We start from the raw sequence: 17,289 nt of genomic DNA, 5'->3' as shown, positions 1-17,289 counted from the left end.
GTACGCCACATGTCCGACCTCCCCGCCCCCGCCCTCCCGGTCACCTTCCGGCCGACCCGGACCCGGGCGGTCCTGCTGACCGTGGGCACGGCGATGTTCGTGACCATCACGGCCGTCGCCCTGATGCTGGAGAAGCTCGGCGCGGGGGAGCGCGCCAGCTTCATCCTCACGGCGGCGCTCTTCTTCGGCGTCCTGGCTCTCCTCAGCCGCCCCAAGGTCGTCGCCGACGACGAGGGCGTGACCGTGGTCAACCTCACCCGGACGCGCCGACTGGCGTGGGCCGAGATCCTCCGGGTGAACCTCCGCGAGGGCGACCCCTGGGTCTTCCTCGACCTCAGCGACGGCACCAGCCTGCCCGCGCTCGGCATCCAGCCCGGCATCGGCAAGCAGCAGGCCATCCGGGACGCGCGGGCCCTGCGTGCGCTCGCGGACGCCCGCGGCACCGGCACCGACGCCGGCTGACGGGCGGCCCTCCGTCCGGGCGACCCGCCCCCGGCGTGTCGCCCGGACGGACGCCGACCCCCTGCCCCACCGGGGGCGCGCGTGATTACTCTTATGGCGGTGGCGCCGAACGCGCCACCGCCCCGCACATACGGCGGCACGACGCACCACCAGGCCGGCGGGGCCCCTGCGACCCGAGGAGTGAATCCCTCCAGCAATGGACGGATCGTCCGGTAGTACCTGCGCCGCCCCCTCCGAGGAGGCGGCGGCATGACCATCCCCCTCCTGCTGCTCGCCGCGGCTTTTCTTCTGATCCTCGCCAACGGCTTCTTCGTGGCGGCCGAGTTCGGCCTCGTCACCGTGGAGCGGGCGGACGCCGAGCGCGCCGCCGCCGAGGGCGACCGGCGGGCCCGCACCGTCGTCAAGGCCCTGCGGGAGCTGTCGTTCCAGCTGTCCGGCACCCAGCTGGGCATCACCATCACCTCGCTCGTCGTCGGCATGCTCGCCGAACCGGCGCTCGCGCGGCTCCTCGACGGGCCGCTCAGCGCGACCGGCCTGCCCGAGGGCGCCGTCTCCGGCGTCTCCGTGGCGATCGGCATGCTGGGCGCGTCCGCCGTCCAGATGGTGATCGGCGAGCTGGTCCCGAAGAACTGGGCCGTATCCCGGCCCCTCCAGGTCGCCCGGTTCGTCGCCGGGCCGCAGACGCTGTTCTCGTCCGCCCTCCGGCCGGTCATCACCGCGCTCAACGCCGCCGCCAACCGGCTCGTGCGGCTGCTGGGCGTCGAGCCCACCGAGGAGCTCGCCTCCGCCCGTACGCCCGGCGAGCTGGTCTCGCTCGCCCGGCACTCGGCGCGGGCCGGCGCCCTCGAACAGGACACGGCCGACCTCTTCGTCCGGACCCTGTCGCTGGGCGGGCTCACCGCGCAGCACGTGATGACCCCGCGCGTGAAGGTCAACGCGCTGCGCACCGACGCCACCGCGGCGGACGTCGTCAACCTCACCCGGGCCACCGGCCTCTCCCGCTTCCCGGTCTACCGGGACCGCATCGACGAGATCGTCGGCATGGTCCACCTCAAGGACGCGCTCGCCGTACCCGCGGCGGAGCGGCTGCGCACCCCGGTGGGCCGGGTCGCCGTCCCGCCGCTGCTCGTCCCCGAGACACTGCCCGCCCAGACGCTCCTGGAGCGGCTGCGCAGCGAGCAGCCGATAGCCGTCGTCGTGGACGAGTACGGCGGCACGGCCGGGGTCGTCACCCTCGAGGACATCGTCGAGGAACTCGTCGGCGAGGTCCGCGACGAGCACGACGCCGAGGGCGACGACCTGCCCGAGCTGGCCGCGGCCCCCGCCGAGGACGGCCACCCCGCCTGGGAGGCCGACGGCAGCTGCCGCGTCCACACCCTCAAGCGGATAGGCCTCGACGTCCCCGACGGGCCGTACGAGACGGTCGCCGGGCTCGTCGCCGACCTGCTCGGCCGCATCCCGGCCCCCGGTGACCGGGCCGAACTGCCCGGTTGGCGCCTCTCCGTGCGCCAGGTGGACCGGTACCGCGCCGAGCGCGTCCGGCTGGTCCGCACCGCGGGCGCGGCGGCCCCGGAGTTCGGTGAGACGACGGAGTTCGCGGTGGCCCCGGAGTTCGCGGAAGCGGCGGGACTCGCGGACACCGCGGCGTACGCGGACGCGGCGGAGTACGCGGAGGCCGCGCGATGAGCGTCCTCCAACTCCTGTTCGCGGGCCTGCTCGTGCTCGCCAACGGCTTCTTCGTGGGCGCCGAGTTCGCCCTCGTCTCGGTGCGCCGCAGCCAGATCGAGCCGCTCGGCCCCGGCTCCAAGCGGGCCCGTCAGGTCCTGTACGGCCTGGAGAACCTGCCGCGCATGATGGCCGCCGCGCAGTTCGGCATCACCGTCTGCTCCCTGACCCTCGGCGCGGTCGCCGAACCGACCGTCGCGCACCTGCTGGAACCCGTCTTCCACGCCGTGCGCCTGCCCGAGGGGCTGATCCACCCGCTGGGCTATGTGATCGCGCTGGCCGTGGTGGTCTTCCTCCACCTGGTCATCGGCGAGATGCTCCCGAAGAACCTCGCCATGGCGGCACCCGAGAGGACGGCGCTGTGGCTCAGCCCCGGCCTGGTCGGCTTCGCCCGGTTGTGCCGCCCCGTGACCGCGGCGCTCGGCGCCTGCTCCCGGCTGGTGCTCAAGGCGTTCCGGGTCGAGCCGAAGGACGAGGTGGAGGCGGTGTTCACCAGCGCCCAGCTCGGCCGGCTCGTCGAGGACGCGGGCCAGGCGGGGCTGCTCGACCCCGCCGAGCAGGAACGGCTGGAGGACGCCCTGGAGCTGGGCAGCCGCCCGGTGTCCGACGTCCTCATCCCGCGTACGTCCCTGGTGACGGTCACCCCGTCGGTCACCCCGGCCGAGGTCGAGGAACTGACCGTCCGCACCGGCTACTCCCGGTTCCCGGTGTGCGCGGAGGGCGGCGGCGTCTTCATGGGCTTCGTGCACGTCAAGGACGTCCTGGACCTTGAGGACGCCGACCGGGCCGTCCCCCAGCACGTCTGGCGCCCGATGGCCACGCTGCGGGCCGAGCTGCCGCTCGACGACGCCCTCACCGTGATGCGCCGCGCCGCCACGCACCTGGCGCAGGTCGCCGACGCGTCGGGCCGCGTCCTGGGCCTGGTCGCGTTGGAGGACGTGCTGGAGATGCTGGTGGGCGAGGTCCGCGACCCGGCGCACCGCTCGGCCACACCGCTGGTGCCGGTCGTCCACCCCGGTACGCCGGCCGCCCCGGCGGGACGGCGGGCCGGAGCCGCCGCCGGGCCGGGGCGTGATCCGCGGCCCGAGCCGGGGGGCGGGACCGCCGGTCCCGGGGCCGGTCCCGCGTCCGGTCCGGGCACCGGCCCGGCGCAGGGCGTCCTCACGGCCTGACCCGGCGCCCGTGTCCGGCCCCGGCCCGCCGGTCCGGCGGGACGGCGCCCCGGCGCCCGGCCGTCAGTAGCCGGTCGGGCCCGGGGAGCCGGGCCCGCCCGGTTCCTGGGGGCCCCGGCGCGAGGGACCGCGTCCCGAGAGGACCTCGCCGTACGCCTGCATCAGGTCCGGCAGGCGCAGTGTCGCCAGGTCCTCGCGGGTGGGCGTCACGGCGTAGCCGGACAGCCGCAGATCCCGGTACGCGCACGACTTCTCGTACAGGGTGCGCAGGAACCGGCCGTTGCCCAGTTCGTCGATCCAGCCCTGCTCGACGACATGGCCGCTGATGGAGCGCAGCTCGTCCAGGGCGTCCTCGTCCCAGACGTCGCCGTTGGCCGCGGCGAGCACCTCGCCGATGGCGGTCAGTTCGAGCGGCCGGTACGAGGGGAAGTCCACCCGCGTGGTGAAGCGGGACGACAGGCCGGGGTTGGTGGCGAGCAGCCGGTCCATGCCCTCGGGGTAGCCGGCGAGGATGACCACCAGGTGGTCGCGGTTGTCCTCGGCGCGCTTGAGCAGCACCTGGAGCGCCTCGTCGCCGTACGCGTCGCCCTTGCTGTACCCGGAGTTCGACAGGGAGTACGCCTCGTCGACGAACAGCACCCCGCCGAGGGCCGAGTCGATCAGCTCGTTGGCCTTGACGGCGGTCTGGCCGAGGAACTCGCCCACCAGGTCGGACCGCTGGGCCTCCACCAAGTGGTCGCCGCCGAGCAGCCCCAGGGCGTAGAAGACCCGGCCGAGGATCCTGGCGACCGTGGTCTTGCCGGTCCCGGAGGGCCCGGAGAAGACAAAGTGACGTTTCGGCGGCTGCACCGGCAGGCCCTGCCCGGCCCGCAGCCGCGCCATCTCCAACTGCGCCGACAACGCCTTGACCTGCCGCTTGACCGGCTCCAGGCCCACCATGCGCTCCAGCTCGGCGAGCGCCTCGGCCAGCAGACCCGCGTCGGTCGGCCCGGCGGGGAACGTCGCCGTCCTCGGCCGTCCGGGGGCGGGCTGCTGCTCCCGTACACCGTGGGCGGGACCCGGCGGCTGGGCGGGGGACCGGCCCGGCGGCTGGCCGGGGGACCGGTCGGGGGACGACTGCGGCTGCTGCGGCTCGCCGCCGCGCCGCAGGACGTCGCCGGGCGCGGCGTCCGAGGTGTCGGGCAGGTCGGCGGCGTCCTGGCCCACCCCGGCGAGCGACACCGACGCCAGGTCGGCGGCCGGGTCGTCGGTGCCGTCGAACCCGTCGTACTCGGTGATCGCGTCGAGCCGGGCGGCGGTGTCCATGAAGGCGGGGTCGATGCGGTGCACCGCCCGGTACAGGGGGAGCGCGGCGGCGCTGCGGCCGGTGCCCTCGTGGGCGCGGGCCAGCCAGTAGCGCAGCTCCTTGCGCTGCGGCTGCTCGCTGCGGCAGCGCATCAGGGCGGCGGACAGCAGGGGCTCGGCCTGCCCGTACATCTCGAGGCGGACCCGCGCCATGCCCCCGAAGAGGCCGGCCTCGATGCCGAGCAGCGGATCGTTCACGAGCGGTTCGGTGTGGCGTACGAGCTGGTCCCAGTCCTTGACCAGGTAGGCCCGGCAGGCGTGCAGGAAGCGCACCTGCGGGTCGGCGTCGACGGGCGGCAGCCCGGCCAGCGCCCGGTCGAGCTCCGGTACGTGGCGGCCGTCCAGCCAGTGCGAGGCGTGGGCCAGCAGCAGGTCGCGCGGGGACTCCAGTACCGGCTGGACCCACCAGCCGAGCCAGTACCAGGAGTTCAGCGTCCGGCGGTAGCGGGTGCGCTGCTCGCCGAAGCGGTCCCGGTGGCGGTACATCCGCAGCAGGGCGGTGGTGGTGTCCACGCGTAAGGCGTGCAGCCCGAGCCAGCCGTCGGCCATTCCGGGGTCCATCCGCACCGCCGCCCGGAACTCCTCCTCCGCCTGCGGGTACGCCCCCATGGTGTAGGCGTCCACCCCCCGCAGCCAGGCGAGGTCGGCCGGGGCGTGCGTCCGCTGTGTGCCGATGTCCATCGGGTCCCCCACAAACCGTGTCCCCGTACCTCTCCGCCGGGCGGCCGCCCGGCGGAGGCGTTCCCAATCGCCCTCTCAAGAACGGGAATTGACCGCACCGAGGGGCATCGTACCTGTACGGAGGGTGTGCGCTTAAGGGCGCGAAAGGGCGACGCGAGCCTTCACGTGATGGTGACCGACGGTGAGCGTCGGGTGCTCGAGCGGCGCGGAAAGGGGGGTGGTGAGGGCAGAACGAAGCCCCCGATCACGGGGGAACAACCGGGGGCTTCGCGTCTGCGACGGCTCCGGAAAGCCGCACATGGGAAACGTAAGACCTGTACGCCCCGTCGGTCAAGCGAAGTTGGGGCACTCTGGAGGCTGATTTCCGACTGCTCAGTACGGCGGGCGGGAGGGGTGCGCAAACCGGTCACTCTCGGTGACGATTTGGTCCGCGCCTGCTGTCGCAGCAGGCCCCGGCAGCCACTCGTACCCCTGTGCGCACTCCTGCACCAGCACATCGGCGAACGGCCGGGAGGGGTCCGCGGCGAAGTGGCGCGTCTCGGCCGCCGTCCACCCGGCCCAGAAGGCGTCCTGCGCAGGTCCGTCCCGGTGCCGGCCCCGTTCCCACGACTCCTCGGCCCCCCGCTCCATCCACAGCAGCGAGGCCAGGTGGGGCCGCAGGGCGCGGCGCCCGGCACCCACCCCCTCGATGAGCACGACGGGCGCCGCGGGGAGCGGCCGTGTGGGGCCGAAGCACCGCCGATTCCAGTCGTACGGGTGAATGCGCGCGTCCTCGCCGCGGGCCAGGGGCTCGAGCACCTGGACCCGCAGGCGGCCGGTCCACGCGAAGAGCTCGTCGTGCGTGGCGATGTCGTCGAGGTGGAGCACCGGGGCGCCGCCGAGCGCCGCCGCCAGCCGGGCGGCGAACGTGGACTTGCCCGAACCCGCGTGGCCGTCGACCGCGATCAGCCGGACGGGGCCGCAGGAGGGCGGCAGCGCGCGCAGGGCGGCGGCGGGCCGGTCGAGGTCGTCCATGCCGACCACCCTACAAAGCCACAGGTGGAGACCAATATTGGTGGGGCGACGCGTGCCGCATCGCTGGCCGGGGCGCCACCCGAACCGGGATAGTGGGCGCATCCGCCGTACCCACGTCGTGCACACCTCCCGTGCATCCCGACCGACCGGGGGTCTCGCCATGACCAGTTCCCCGCCGCCGTCCGAACCGCCGTCCGGAGCGCCCCGCGGACCGTCGTCCGCCGCCCGCAGAACCGTCCTGGCGGCGGCGCTCGCCGCCGTCGGCACCGCCGCGGCGTCGTCGGCGCCCGCCACCGCCCTGGCCACCGGCAACGGCCGCGACCGCCGGGCGCCGTCCGGCCTCGCCGGCGACGTCGTGGACAACCGCTTCTGGACGTCGTACACCGACTGGTGCTCCGGCACCGGCGCCGGCACCCGCGCCGTCCTCGCCCGCCGGCCCGGGCTGGTGATCGGCACCCCCGCCGGGCGCACCGACTACACCGACCCGCACACCGGGACGACGGCCACCTGGGAGTACGCCACCTGGACCTCGCCCGAGCACCGCTCCACCGTGCCGGCCACCGAGGTCGTCCCCTCGTGGAACGCCGACACCCCGCCCGGCACCTGGATCGCGGTCGAGCTCAGGGGCCGTTACTCGGACGGCTCCGAGACCCCCTGGTACGTCATGGGCCGCTGGGCGTCCGGCGACGAGGAGATCCGGCGCACCTCGGTCGACGGCCAGAAGGACGGCCGGAGCACCGTCTGGACGGACACCTTCGCGATCGACGACGCCGCGAGCGGGCTGCGCCTGGCGTCGTACCGCCTGCGGCTCACGCTCCACCGCAGGCCCGGCACCCGGCTCACGCCGACCGTGTGGCGGGTCGGCGCGATGGCGTCCGACGTCCCGGACCGCTTCACGGTGCCCGCTTCCGAGCCGGGCCTCGCCCGCGAGCTGGTGGTCCCGCGCTACTCGCAGAACATCCACATCGGCCAGTACCCGGAGTACGACAACGGCGGCGAGGCGTGGTGCAGCCCCACCTCCTCCCAGATGATCATCGAGTACTGGGGCCGCCGGCCGACCGCCCAGGATCTGGCCTGGGTGAACCCCCAATACGCCGACCCCCAGGTCTGCCACGCGGCCCGGTACACGTTCGATTACCAGTACGACGGCTGCGGGAACTGGCCCTTCAACGCCGCCTACGCCGCCACGTACGACGACATGAGCGCGGTCGTCACCCGGCTGCGGTCGCTGACCGAGCTGGAGACCCTGATCCGCGCGGGGATCCCGGCCATAACGTCCCAGTCGTTCCGGGCGGAGGAGCTCACCGGGGCGGGCTACGGCACGGCGGGCCACCTGATGACGGTGATCGGGTTCACCGCCGAGGGCGACGTGATCGCCAACGACCCGGCATCCCCGAGCAACGAGGCCGTGCGCCGGGTCTACCGGCGCCGCGAGTGGGAGAACATCTGGTTGCGGACCAAGCGCTACAACTCGACCGGGAAAGTGGTGTCGGGCACAGGCGGCGTCTGCTACCTGTACTGGCCGGCCCACCCCACGACCGCGCAACGCCGGGCGCTGGCCGCGGTCGGCGTCCACTGAGCGGCGGCCGGCCGGGAGCGGCCGACCGCCGGGCCGTGATGAACGTCTCTACCGGTGGGGCCGTCCGCGCTGGCACTGTGGGGACATCCCGTACCGGCCGAAAGAGCGAGTACCCATGACCACGAACGCCGCCGCCGTCGCCGCTCCCCGCACCCGTACCGGAGGGCCGCAGGACGACGGGCCCCAGCTCCTGGAGCACGCCCTGGGCTGGGTGCTCGTCGTCGTCCTCGCCATGCTGGTCACGCAGGTCGGCCTGCTCTGACCCGGCGTGCTCCGACCCGGCCCGCTCCGGCCCGGCCGGGCCGGAGCACGCCGGCGGACCGCTACCGGATCGCCCGGATCAGCTCTCCGTCCGCGGTGTCCCCGCTGAGCTCCCAGAAGAACGTGCCGCCGAGCCCCTGCCGGTTCCTGTAGGCCATCTTCCCGGCGATGGTGGCGGGCGTGTCGTAGCTCCACCACTGGTCGCCGCAGTGCGCGTACGCCGTGCCGCCGACCCTGCCGTTGGCCGGGCACCGGTCCTTGAGCACCTTGTAGTCCTCGATGCCCTGCTCATAGGTCCCCGGGGCCGGGCCGGTGGCGGTGCCGCCGGGCGCCTTCTGCGTGACGCCGGCCCAGCCGCGCCCGTAGAAGCCGATGCCGAGCAGCAGCTTGCGGGCGGGGACGCCGAGGGCCTTGAGCTTCTGGATCGTCGCGTCGGAGTGGTACCCCGGCTGGGGGATCCCGCGGTAGCCGGTCAGCGGCGAGTGGGGCGCGGTGGGACCCTGGGCGGCCCAGGCGCCGAAGAAGTCGTACGTCATCGGGTTGTACCAGTCGACGTACCGCGCCGCGCCCGCGTAGTCGGCGGCGTCGATCTTCCCTCCCGGTGTGGCGTCCGCGGGGATCGCGGCGGTGACCAGGTCCCGGCCGCCGAACCTGGCGCGGACCGCCGACATCAGGCCGGTGAAGGCGTCGCGGCCGCTGGTGTCGCAGGTCAGGCCGCAGGCGTTCGGGTACTCCCAGTCGATGTCGATGCCGTCGAAGACATCGGCCCACCGGGGGTCCTCGACCAGCCGGTGGCAGGACTCGGCGAAGGCGGCCGGGTCATTCGCGGCCTCGGTGAAGCCGCCGGACCAGCTCCAGCCGCCGAAGGACCACAGGACCTTGATGCGCGGGTGCAGCTTCTTGAGCTTCCGCAACTGGTTGAAGTTGCCGCGCAGCGGCTGGTCGGCGGTGTCGGCCCGGCCGTCGACGGACTGGTCGGCGGTGTAGGCCCGCTCGTGGTCGGCGAAGGCGTCGCCGAGGGTGCACTTGCCGTCCTGCACGTTGCCGAAGGCGTAGTTGATGTGGGTCAGCCGCGCGGCCGAGCCGGACGTGCGGATGTTCTTCACGTGGTAATCGCGCCCGTAGACGCCCCAGTTGGTGAAGTACCCGACGACCTTGGGCGCGGCGCGCGTGTGCGCGGCCGGGGCCGGCCGATGGCCGGGGCTGGTGGCGCCGGCGCCTACGGCGGAGGGTGTGGCGGCGGTGGGGGTGGCGGCGGTGGCGAGCAGACCGGCTCCGAGGACGGCGCTGCACGCGGCGGCGACCAGTGTCCGGAAACGGGTGCGGCGGGGGGTCTGTCCGAGCATGCGGGTCTCCTCGTACGGGAGGGAGAGCGGGCGGTGCCTCGATGTCATGAACGCGGCATGGCGTTGCCCCGCACGGTAGAAGGACTAGACCATTACGGTCAATGGTGCGTACCAAGGTGAGCGAGGGGTGGGGGGCGGCCGAACGATCAACAACTGCCCAGTGACGGAAGTCCCTCGATCGGGCATACTCGACCCGCCACAGCCGCTGGTCAGCCGGTTCCGTGATCCGGGAAGGCAGCATCGGCGAAGCAGTGAGACCCGGCGGCGCCGCCCAACCCTTCGCGCGCGCCCGCCGCAGCGCCCGACAGGGAGGAGAGCGCCCCCATGCCCGACCGCGCCCCGCAGCCGGTGGACCGACAGCTGCCCACCGAGGAAGCCAGGGATCTGATCGCCCTGGTGCGTGACATCGTCCAGCGGGAGATCGCTCCGCGCGCGGCGGAGGAGGAGGACGCCGGGCGCTTCCCGCGCGAGGTCTTCTCGCTGCTCTCCGACTCCGGGCTGCTCGGCCTGCCGTACGACTCCGGCTTCGGCGGAGGCGACCAGCCCTACGAGGTCTACCTCCAGGTCCTGGAAGAGCTCGCCGCCGCCCGCCTGACCGTGGGCCTGGGCGTCAGCGTCCACTCCCTCGCCTGCCACGCCCTGGCCGGCTACGGCACCAAGGAGCAGCGGACCGAGCACCTGCCGGCCATGCTCGGCGGCGGACTCCTCGGGGCGTACTGCCTGTCGGAGCCCTCGTCCGGTTCCGACGCGGCCTCGCTGCGCACGAAGGCGGTCCGCGAGGGCGACGACTGGATCATCACCGGCACCAAGGCGTGGATCACCCACGGCGGCGTCGCCGACTTCTACACGGTGCTGGCCCGCACGGGCGTCGAGGGGCCGCGGGGCATCACCGCCTTCCTGGTCCCCGGCGACGCCGAGGGACTCTCGGCCGCCACGCCCGAGAAGAAGATGGGCATGAAGGGCTCGCCCACCGCGCAGCTGCACTTCGACGGCGTACGCGTCCCCGACGCCCGCCGCATCGGGGACGAGGGCCAGGGCTTCGCCATCGCGCTCTCCGCCCTGGACTCCGGGCGTCTCGGGATCGCCGCCTGTGCCATCGGTGTCGCCCAGGCCGCCCTGGACGAGGCGGTCACCTACGCGACCGGCCGGCAGCAGTTCGGCCGCCCGGTCGCGGACTTCCAGGGCCTGCGCTTCCTGCTGGCCGACATGGCCACGCAGATCGAGGCGGGGCGGTCCCTGTACCTGGCCGCCGCCCGGCTGCGCGACGCGGGCCTGCCCTTCTCGCGGGAGGCCGCCATGGCGAAGCTGTTCTGCACGGACGCGGCGATGAAGGTGACCACCGACGCGGTCCAGGTGCTGGGCGGCTACGGCTACACCGCCGACTTCCCGGTCGAGCGTTACATGCGCGAGGCCAAGGTGCTGCAGATCGTCGAAGGCACCAACCAGATCCAGCGCATGGTGATCGCCCGTCACGTCGTGGGCCCCGAGAGCCGCTGACCTCCCCGGGAAGCGCGCCACCCCGGTGCTGCCGTGCGCCCGGTCCACTCCAGGTCACGGCGGCCCGGTACGGTCCGTCGGCCGGAGCGGCCGGCGTGCCGTCGATGGGGTGCCGCGGCTCGGGTGCCCGTGGTGCGCCGGGTCGTGACTGCCGGCGGCCCCGCCCGGCGCCGTCCCGCGCCGGACGGCACGGTCCCGCACCACGCCCCACGCTCCGCGCGGGACGTGGTGCGGGACCGTCACGGGTCAGGGACGGGAGCGCGCGGGGCCTGGGGCCCCGCGCCGGGGCCGTCCGGCCGGCTCAGGCCGCGCGCCGCAACCGCGGCATCTGGCGCTGCGCCGGGCCCGGCACCTTGATGGGACGCGAGCCCGGCCCGCCCACGTGCGAGAAGGGCTGGGTGCGCCAGTCGAGCCCCTGGGGGAGGGTCAGGAGCAGGGCGGTGTCCTGCTCCTGGAGCTCCAGTGTCTCGTCGGCGGCGCGCGCGTCGGTGGCCGCCCGTCCGGTGCCGGTGCACACCGTCAGCACGAACGGGTTCCACGGTGTCGGGCACAGGGCGTGCTCCGGGAGCACGTCCTCGTCCGCCAGCAGCGCGATGGGCTGGGAACAGTCCGGGCAGATCACCCGGACCATCTCGAAAGTGTCGTACGCGTCGAGTTCGTCGTCCTCATGGGATACGACCGAATCAACAGGCTCCTGCATGGAGAATCTCCCCCTCGGGTGGGCCGACCAGGCTCTTGCGGCCTCGACCACAGCAAGCAATTCCCATCCGCTCGCGCGAATAACCATCCGGTCACGAAAGGACACTGCCTGAAGCCTGTGGCCTTCGTCACATGACGCCCGCAGGTGCCCTTCCACGGCACTTCCGGCTGTGCCGCGGGGCGCCCGGGGCAATAGGTTGACCGCATGGAGGAGCTGGATCGTCAGATCGTCGAGTTGCTCGTCAAGGACGGGCGCATGAGCTACACCGACCTGGGCAAGGCCACCGGCCTGTCCACCTCGGCGGTGCATCAGCGCGTCCGGCGCCTCGAGCAGCGCGGAGTCATCCGCGGCTACGCCGCCGTCGTCGACCCGGAGGCGGTCGGCCTGCCGCTGACCGCGTTCATCTCGGTCAAACCGTTCGACCCCAGCGCCCCCGACGACATCGCGGAGCGGCTCGCCGACATCGCCGAGATCGAGGCCTGCCACAGCGTCGCCGGCGACGAGAACTACATCCTCAAGGTGCGGGTGGCCACCCCCCTGGAACTGGAGCACCTGCTCACCCGGATCCGCTCGCAGTCCGGTGTCTCCACTCGTACGACAGTCGTGCTGTCCACTCCGTACGAGGCCCGGCCACCGCGCGTGTGACCGCGTATCTAGGCTGGTCACCATGACCGAGAGCGAACACCGCACCGTGCTGCTGCGCGGTGGAGACGTCCACAGCCCCGCCGACCCCTTCGCCACCGCGATGGTCGTCGAACGCGGCCATGTCGCCTGGGTGGGATCCGAGGGCGCGGCCGACGCCTTCGCCTCCGGCGTGGACGAGGTGATCGACCTCGAAGGCGCCCTGGTGACCCCCGCCTTCACCGACGCGCACGTCCACACCACCGCCACCGGGCTCGCCCTCACCGGCCTCGACCTGTCGGGCGCCCACTCGCTCGCCGACGCCCTGGAGCGCGTACGGGCGTACAGCGCCGCCCGGCCCGCGGACACCGTCCTCCTCGGCCACGGCTGGGACGCCGCCCGCTGGCCCGAGCGGCGCCCGCCGTCCCGTGCGGAACTCGACGAGGCCACCGGCGGACGCCCGCTCTACCTGCCCCGTGTCGACGTCCACTCCGCGGTCGTGACCACCGCCCTCCTGGACCTCGTCCCCGGCGTCACCGGCCTGCCCGGATACCACCCGGACCGGCCGCTCACCGCCGCCGCGCACCACGCCGTACGCGCCGCCGCCCACGCCGCCGTGACCCCCGCCCGGCGCGCCGAGGCCCAGCGGGCCGCGCGGCGCCGCGCGGCCGCCCTCGGCATCGGCACCGTGCACGAGTGCGCCGGTCCCGAGATCTCCGACGAGGAGGACTTCACCGCGCTGCTGGCGCTCGCCGCCGAGGAGCCCGGCCCCCGGGTCGTCGGTTACTGGGCCGAGGCCGTGTCCGGCGAGAAGGACGCCCGGCGCGTCCGCGAACTCGGCGCGATCGGCGCGGCAGGGGACCTCTTCGTCGACGGTTCCCTCGGCTCCCACACCGCCTGTCTGCACGAGCCGTACGCCGACGCCGCCCACACCGGCACCGCCCACCTGGACGCGGCCGCCATCGCCGCCCACGTCACGGCCTGCACCGAGGCCGGGCTCCAGGCCGGCTTCCACGCCATCGGGGACGCCGCCGTCGGCGCCGTCGTCGAGGGTGTACGGGCCGCCGCCGAGACGGTCGGCCTGGCACGCGTGCGTGCCGCCCGCCACCGCGTCGAGCACGCCGAGATGCTCACCCCCGAGACCGTGGCCGCGTTCGCCGAGCTGGGCCTCACCGCCTCCGTACAGCCCGCCTTCGACGCCGCCTGGGGCGGTGCGGACGGCATGTACGCCGAGCGCCTGGGCGCCGACCGGGCGCGCACCCTCAACCCCTTCGCCGCGATGCTGCGCGCCGGCGTGCCGCTGGCGTTCGGCTCCGACAGCCCGGTCACTCCGCTGGACCCGTGGGGCACCGTCCGGGCCGCCGCGTTCCACCGCACGCCGGAGCACCGCATCTCGGTCCGGGCGGGCTTCACCGCCCACACCCGGGGCGGCTGGCGGGCCACCGGCCGGGACGACGCCGGAGTCCTCGTGCCGGGCGCACCGGCCGACTACGCGGTCTGGCGCGCCGAGGAACTGGTCGTCCAGGCACCCGACGACCGCGTCGCCCGCTGGTCCACCGACCCGCGCTCCGGGACGCCCGGCCTGCCCGATCTCACCCCCGGCGTCGACCTCCCCGTCTGCCTGCGGACCGTTGTCTCCGGGCGCACGGTCTTCGTACGACCGAACGAGTGACGTAAGGGCATTCCGGGTTCACGCACGGGTTCCCGGCTCTTGCCCGCGACCTGCGGATCTTCCCCTCTGACCTGCTGTTTCCGTCGATCGCCGCAGGTCGAACGACTGTTGACAGCGAGCGGTCGGCGGCGGGTAGGTTCGGCGGGTCCACCACAGGACGTCCGACCGGCCGACCTTCACGCAGTCGTCGAACGCCGCTGGGTCATGGGGTGGTGTGCCGCACCGGCGCACCACCACTGGGAGCCAGGTTCAGTGCCCGCGTCCTCGGGGGCGAGGGAAGGTTTTTGCCGGCCGGAGGTCCCCCCTGCTCCCCAGGAGCCCGGGGGAGGTGCGACCCGGGTGGGGCCCGGATGTTCAGTAGACAACGGCTCTCGGTCGACCCGCAGCCAGCGGGCCCCAGGTCGGCCCGAAGGACGTCGGGCCCCCACTCGCGCCTCCGTCCGGCGGCCGCTCTCCCGGCGGCCGTCCGCCGTGCTCGCGCCGGTCGTCCACCCGTCGTCCCCGGCCGGTCGCCGTCCCTCCGCGGTCCTTCCGCCGGCCCTCCGGCGTGCTGCTCCGGGGACGTTCCGGGCGCCGTTCCGGCCGGTCCCGCCGCTTTCCCCACCGCCGCCGCGACGCCCGCCGCCCCGGGCTCGCTATGGTGGTGATCCGTGTACGGACGTAAGGGGCAGCAGTGAACGACGGTGGCCAGAGGCGCTACGGCCCGCTCGGCAGAGCCTTGGTGATCATCCCGACCTACAACGAGGCCGAGAACATCAAGCCGATCGTGTCCCGGGTGCGCGCCGCCGTGCCGGACGTCGACGTCCTGGTCGCCGACGACAACAGCCCGGACGGCACCGGCAAACTGGCCGCCGAACTGGCCGCCCAGGACGACCACGTCCACGTCCTGCACCGCAAGGGCAAGGAAGGGCTCGGGGCCGCGTACCTGGCGGGCTTCCGCTGGGGCATCGAGCACGGCTACGGCGTGCTCGTCGAGATGGACGCCGACGGCTCCCACCAGCCGGAGGAGCTTCCGCGCCTGCTGACCGCCCTCAAGGGCGCCGACCTCGTCCTGGGCTCCCGCTGGGTGCCCGGCGGCCGGGTGGTGAACTGGCCCAAGTCGCGCGAGTTCCTCTCCCGCGGTGGCAGCACCTACTCGCGTCTCCTCCTGGACGTCCCCATCCGGGACGTCACCGGCGGGTTCCGCGCCTTCCGCAAGGAGACCCTGGAGGGCCTCGGGCTCGACGAGGTGGCGTCCCAGGGGTACTGCTTCCAGGTCGACCTCGCCCGTCGCGCGGTCGCGGCCGGGTACCACGTCGTCGAGGTGCCGATCACCTTCGTCGAGCGGGAGCTCGGCGACTCCAAGATGAGCCGGGACATCGTGGTGGAGGCGCTGTGGCGGGTCACGGCCTGGGGCCTCGGCTCCCGCGCCGACCGCCTCCTCGGCCGCAAGCCGTCCGCCCCGGTGACGCCGCGCGCGCCCGGCGGGCGGGACCCGGAGTCGCCGGACGCGTCCGGCGGGCGGGGTGCGGAGCCGTCCGGCCCGGCCGACGGCACGGCGCCCACCGCTCCGGCCTCGGGTTCGTCCGGTTCCTCCGGTGCCTCGGGCCCGTCCGGCGCTGCCGAGCCCGCCCAGCCCTCGGCCGCGTCCGAGACGTCCGGCGCCTCCGGGACGGCCGGTACCTCCGGCGCCTCCGGTACCTCCGGGACGGCCGGTACCTCCGGGACGGCCGGTACCTCCGGCGCCTCCGGGACGCCCGGTACCTCCGAGACCTCCGGTACCTCCACCCCCTCGGACACCTCCGGCCCCGCCGGGTCGGCCGCCACCCGGTCCGGCGAGCCCGGAGCGACCCCGGCCTGACGTCCGGCCCGGAAGGCCGGTCCTCGGCCCCCACCGGTCTGCGGGCGGCGGCAGGCCGGCAGCGGCAGGCGCGGGGGGCCTTTACGCCGCCCTGGCGGGCCTCCGGGCACACTGGGGGCATGATGACCGGTTCACCGCCCCCTGACGCCCGCACACCGCGCTCCCGCGCCCGTACCCTCGTTCCGGTCGGCGTCGCCGCCTGGCTGGTCCTGGAGATCTGGCTGCTGTCCCTGGTGGCGGGCGCTGCCGGCGGCCTCGCCGTGCTGGTCCTGCTCGTGGCCGGTGGAGTGCTCGGCGCCGCGGTGATCAAGCGCGCCGGACGGCGGGCCTTCCGTACGCTCACCGAGACGTTGCAGCGGCAGCAGGGGACCACGCCCGCTCCCGGTGAGGGCCCGGACCGGGCGAGCACCGGCAACGGGTTCCTGATGCTCGGGGGGCTTCTGCTGATGATCCCGGGCCTGGTCTCCGACGTGGCGGGGCTGCTGCTCCTGCTGCCGCCCGTGCGCGCGGCGGCCGGGCGGTACGCGGAGCGGACGCTGGAGCGCCGGATGCGGGCGGCCGTGTCCGGTTACGGCTCCCTGGGCGACGCCTTCCAGCAGGCCCGCATTCACCGTCCCGACGGCAAGGTCGTGCAGGGTGAGGTCGTCCGGGACGACGCGCCCCCGCGGTCGGGCGCGTACGGCGACGAGGGCCCCCGGCCGCCGCTGAACCGCTGAGAACACCGGCCCGCCGGGAGGCGGGCGCGCAGCACAGAGCCGCGGGGCGGCGGTACACCTGATGTACCGCCGCCCCGCGGCTGTCGCTCCACGGCGCGTACGCCGCTCGCTGTGCGCTCTCGCTTTTGTGCCGGTTACGCGGACTTCCGGCTGTCGCGCGGATGCACGGCGATGTTCATGGCGCCGGAGCGCAGGACCGCCAGCCTTTCGGCCAGCACTTCCTCGAGCTCCTCGCGGGTGCGCCGCTCCATGAGCATGTCCCAGTGCGTACGCGCCGGCTTGCCCTTCTTCTCCTCGGGGCCGTCCCCGTCAACGAGGAGTGCCTGGCTTCCGCAGACCTTGCACTCCCACTCCGGCGGAATCTCCGCCTCGACCGAGAACGGCATCTCGAAACGATGCCCCTTCTCGCATGCGTACTCCACCGCCTGGCGCGGGGCCAGATCGATGCCGCGGTCGGTCTCGTAGCTGGTCACCACGAGGCGCGTGCCGCGAAGAGCTCGCTCACTCATGAATCGTGCCTCCCGGGCTTGTCGCCCACAGGACAGGTGTCGCTGTCGTCGTCATCCGGTCAACGTCCGGTCGGCGGTAAAGATTCCCGTTGCGGGTCATGCGTCGCCCGTCGTGCCGCCCCTTGTTGTACCCACCAGTGCCCGGTTTGT

The 17,289-nt window shown here is 74.0% G+C and carries 14 protein-coding genes and 1 pseudogene; 10 read left to right on the top strand and 5 right to left on the bottom strand.

Going from position 1 to position 17,289, the window contains the following annotated elements; genetic code table 11:
* Positions 1–9: 9 nt before the first annotated feature.
* The 3 genes from IE109_RS21980 (at position 10) to IE109_RS21970 (ending at position 3,359) form a co-directional block, all read left to right on the top strand.
* Positions 10–462, top strand: a complete 453-nt coding sequence (locus IE109_RS21980; protein ID WP_189552744.1) for a PH domain-containing protein — start codon at positions 10–12, stop codon at positions 460–462.
* A gap of 249 nt (positions 463–711) precedes the next feature.
* Positions 712–2,148, top strand: a complete 1,437-nt coding sequence (locus tag IE109_RS21975) for a hemolysin family protein (protein ID WP_189552743.1) — start codon at positions 712–714, stop codon at positions 2,146–2,148.
* Entirely contained in the window at positions 2,145–3,359 is a 1,215-nt protein-coding gene (locus tag IE109_RS21970; RefSeq protein WP_229891426.1) for a hemolysin family protein, read from the top strand. Before IE109_RS21975 ends, IE109_RS21970 begins: the two co-directional genes overlap by 4 nt.
* A gap of 63 nt (positions 3,360–3,422) precedes the next feature.
* On the opposite strand, the gene IE109_RS21965 is transcribed toward IE109_RS21970, so the two are convergent.
* Together IE109_RS21965 and IE109_RS21960 are read right to left on the bottom strand one after the other, a co-directional pair.
* Complete coding sequence (locus IE109_RS21965; RefSeq protein WP_189552742.1) at positions 3,423–5,384, bottom strand: AAA family ATPase; 1,962 nt, start codon at positions 5,382–5,384, stop codon at positions 3,423–3,425.
* Between the two features lie 372 nt (positions 5,385–5,756).
* On the bottom strand, positions 5,757–6,398 hold the full coding sequence (locus tag IE109_RS21960; protein ID WP_189552741.1) for a uridine kinase family protein: 642 nt from the start codon (positions 6,396–6,398) through the stop codon (positions 5,757–5,759).
* 160 nt (positions 6,399–6,558) lie between these two features.
* On the opposite strand from IE109_RS21960, the gene IE109_RS21955 reads away from it, so the two are divergent.
* Positions 6,559–7,977 carry a C39 family peptidase gene (locus IE109_RS21955; protein ID WP_189552740.1) on the top strand — a complete coding sequence of 473 codons (1,419 nt, stop codon included), beginning with the start codon at positions 6,559–6,561 and terminating at the stop codon, positions 7,975–7,977.
* 115 nt (positions 7,978–8,092) lie between these two features.
* Entirely contained in the window at positions 8,093–8,239 is a 147-nt protein-coding gene (locus IE109_RS21950; RefSeq protein WP_189552739.1) for an SCO1431 family membrane protein, read from the top strand.
* A 61-nt stretch (positions 8,240–8,300) separates the two neighbouring features.
* Here the strand turns inward: IE109_RS21950 and IE109_RS21945 are convergent, their stop codons facing one another.
* A complete protein-coding gene (locus IE109_RS21945; protein ID WP_229891424.1) occupies positions 8,301–9,584 on the bottom strand; it encodes a glycoside hydrolase family 18 protein in 1,284 nt (427 codons plus the stop codon).
* A gap of 324 nt (positions 9,585–9,908) precedes the next feature.
* Here IE109_RS21945 and IE109_RS21940 point away from each other — a divergent pair, with 324 nt between their 5' ends.
* On the top strand, positions 9,909–11,081 hold the full coding sequence (locus tag IE109_RS21940; RefSeq protein ID WP_189552737.1) for an acyl-CoA dehydrogenase family protein: 1,173 nt from the start codon (positions 9,909–9,911) through the stop codon (positions 11,079–11,081).
* A 301-nt stretch (positions 11,082–11,382) separates the two neighbouring features.
* On the opposite strand, the gene IE109_RS21935 is transcribed toward IE109_RS21940, so the two are convergent.
* Positions 11,383–11,781: a hypothetical protein gene (locus tag IE109_RS21935; RefSeq protein ID WP_189552736.1), complete on the bottom strand. Its 399-nt coding sequence runs from the start codon at positions 11,779–11,781 to the stop codon at positions 11,383–11,385.
* A gap of 204 nt (positions 11,782–11,985) precedes the next feature.
* Between IE109_RS21935 and IE109_RS21930 the strand changes: the two genes are divergently transcribed.
* From IE109_RS21930 to fxsA, 4 genes and pseudogenes are all read left to right on the top strand, one after another.
* Positions 11,986–12,426: an Lrp/AsnC family transcriptional regulator gene (locus IE109_RS21930; protein ID WP_189552735.1), complete on the top strand. Its 441-nt coding sequence runs from the start codon at positions 11,986–11,988 to the stop codon at positions 12,424–12,426.
* 22 nt (positions 12,427–12,448) lie between these two features.
* On the top strand, positions 12,449–14,074 hold the full coding sequence (locus IE109_RS21925; RefSeq protein ID WP_189552734.1) for an amidohydrolase: 1,626 nt from the start codon (positions 12,449–12,451) through the stop codon (positions 14,072–14,074).
* Positions 14,075–14,747: 673 nt separating this feature from the next.
* Positions 14,748–15,512 (top strand): annotated as a pseudogene (locus IE109_RS21920) (polyprenol monophosphomannose synthase); the annotation flags it as partial.
* Positions 15,513–16,033: 521 nt separating this feature from the next.
* Complete coding sequence (gene fxsA, locus IE109_RS21915; RefSeq protein WP_189552733.1) at positions 16,034–16,630, top strand: FxsA family membrane protein; 597 nt, start codon at positions 16,034–16,036, stop codon at positions 16,628–16,630.
* A gap of 134 nt (positions 16,631–16,764) precedes the next feature.
* Here fxsA and IE109_RS21910 read toward each other — a convergent pair whose 3' ends face one another.
* Positions 16,765–17,139 (bottom strand): RNA polymerase-binding protein RbpA, encoded by a 375-nt coding sequence (locus tag IE109_RS21910; RefSeq protein ID WP_026278069.1) that lies wholly within the window; start codon positions 17,137–17,139, stop codon positions 16,765–16,767.
* Between the last annotated feature and the right edge of the window lie 150 nt (positions 17,140–17,289).

Origin of the sequence: Streptomyces lavendofoliae (assembly GCF_014649735.1) — a bacterium.
GTDB lineage: Bacteria > Actinomycetota > Actinomycetes > Streptomycetales > Streptomycetaceae > Streptomyces > Streptomyces lavendofoliae.
The sequence above is the reverse complement of the archived record's forward strand: the minus strand, read 5'-3'. Positions and strand labels throughout refer to the sequence as shown.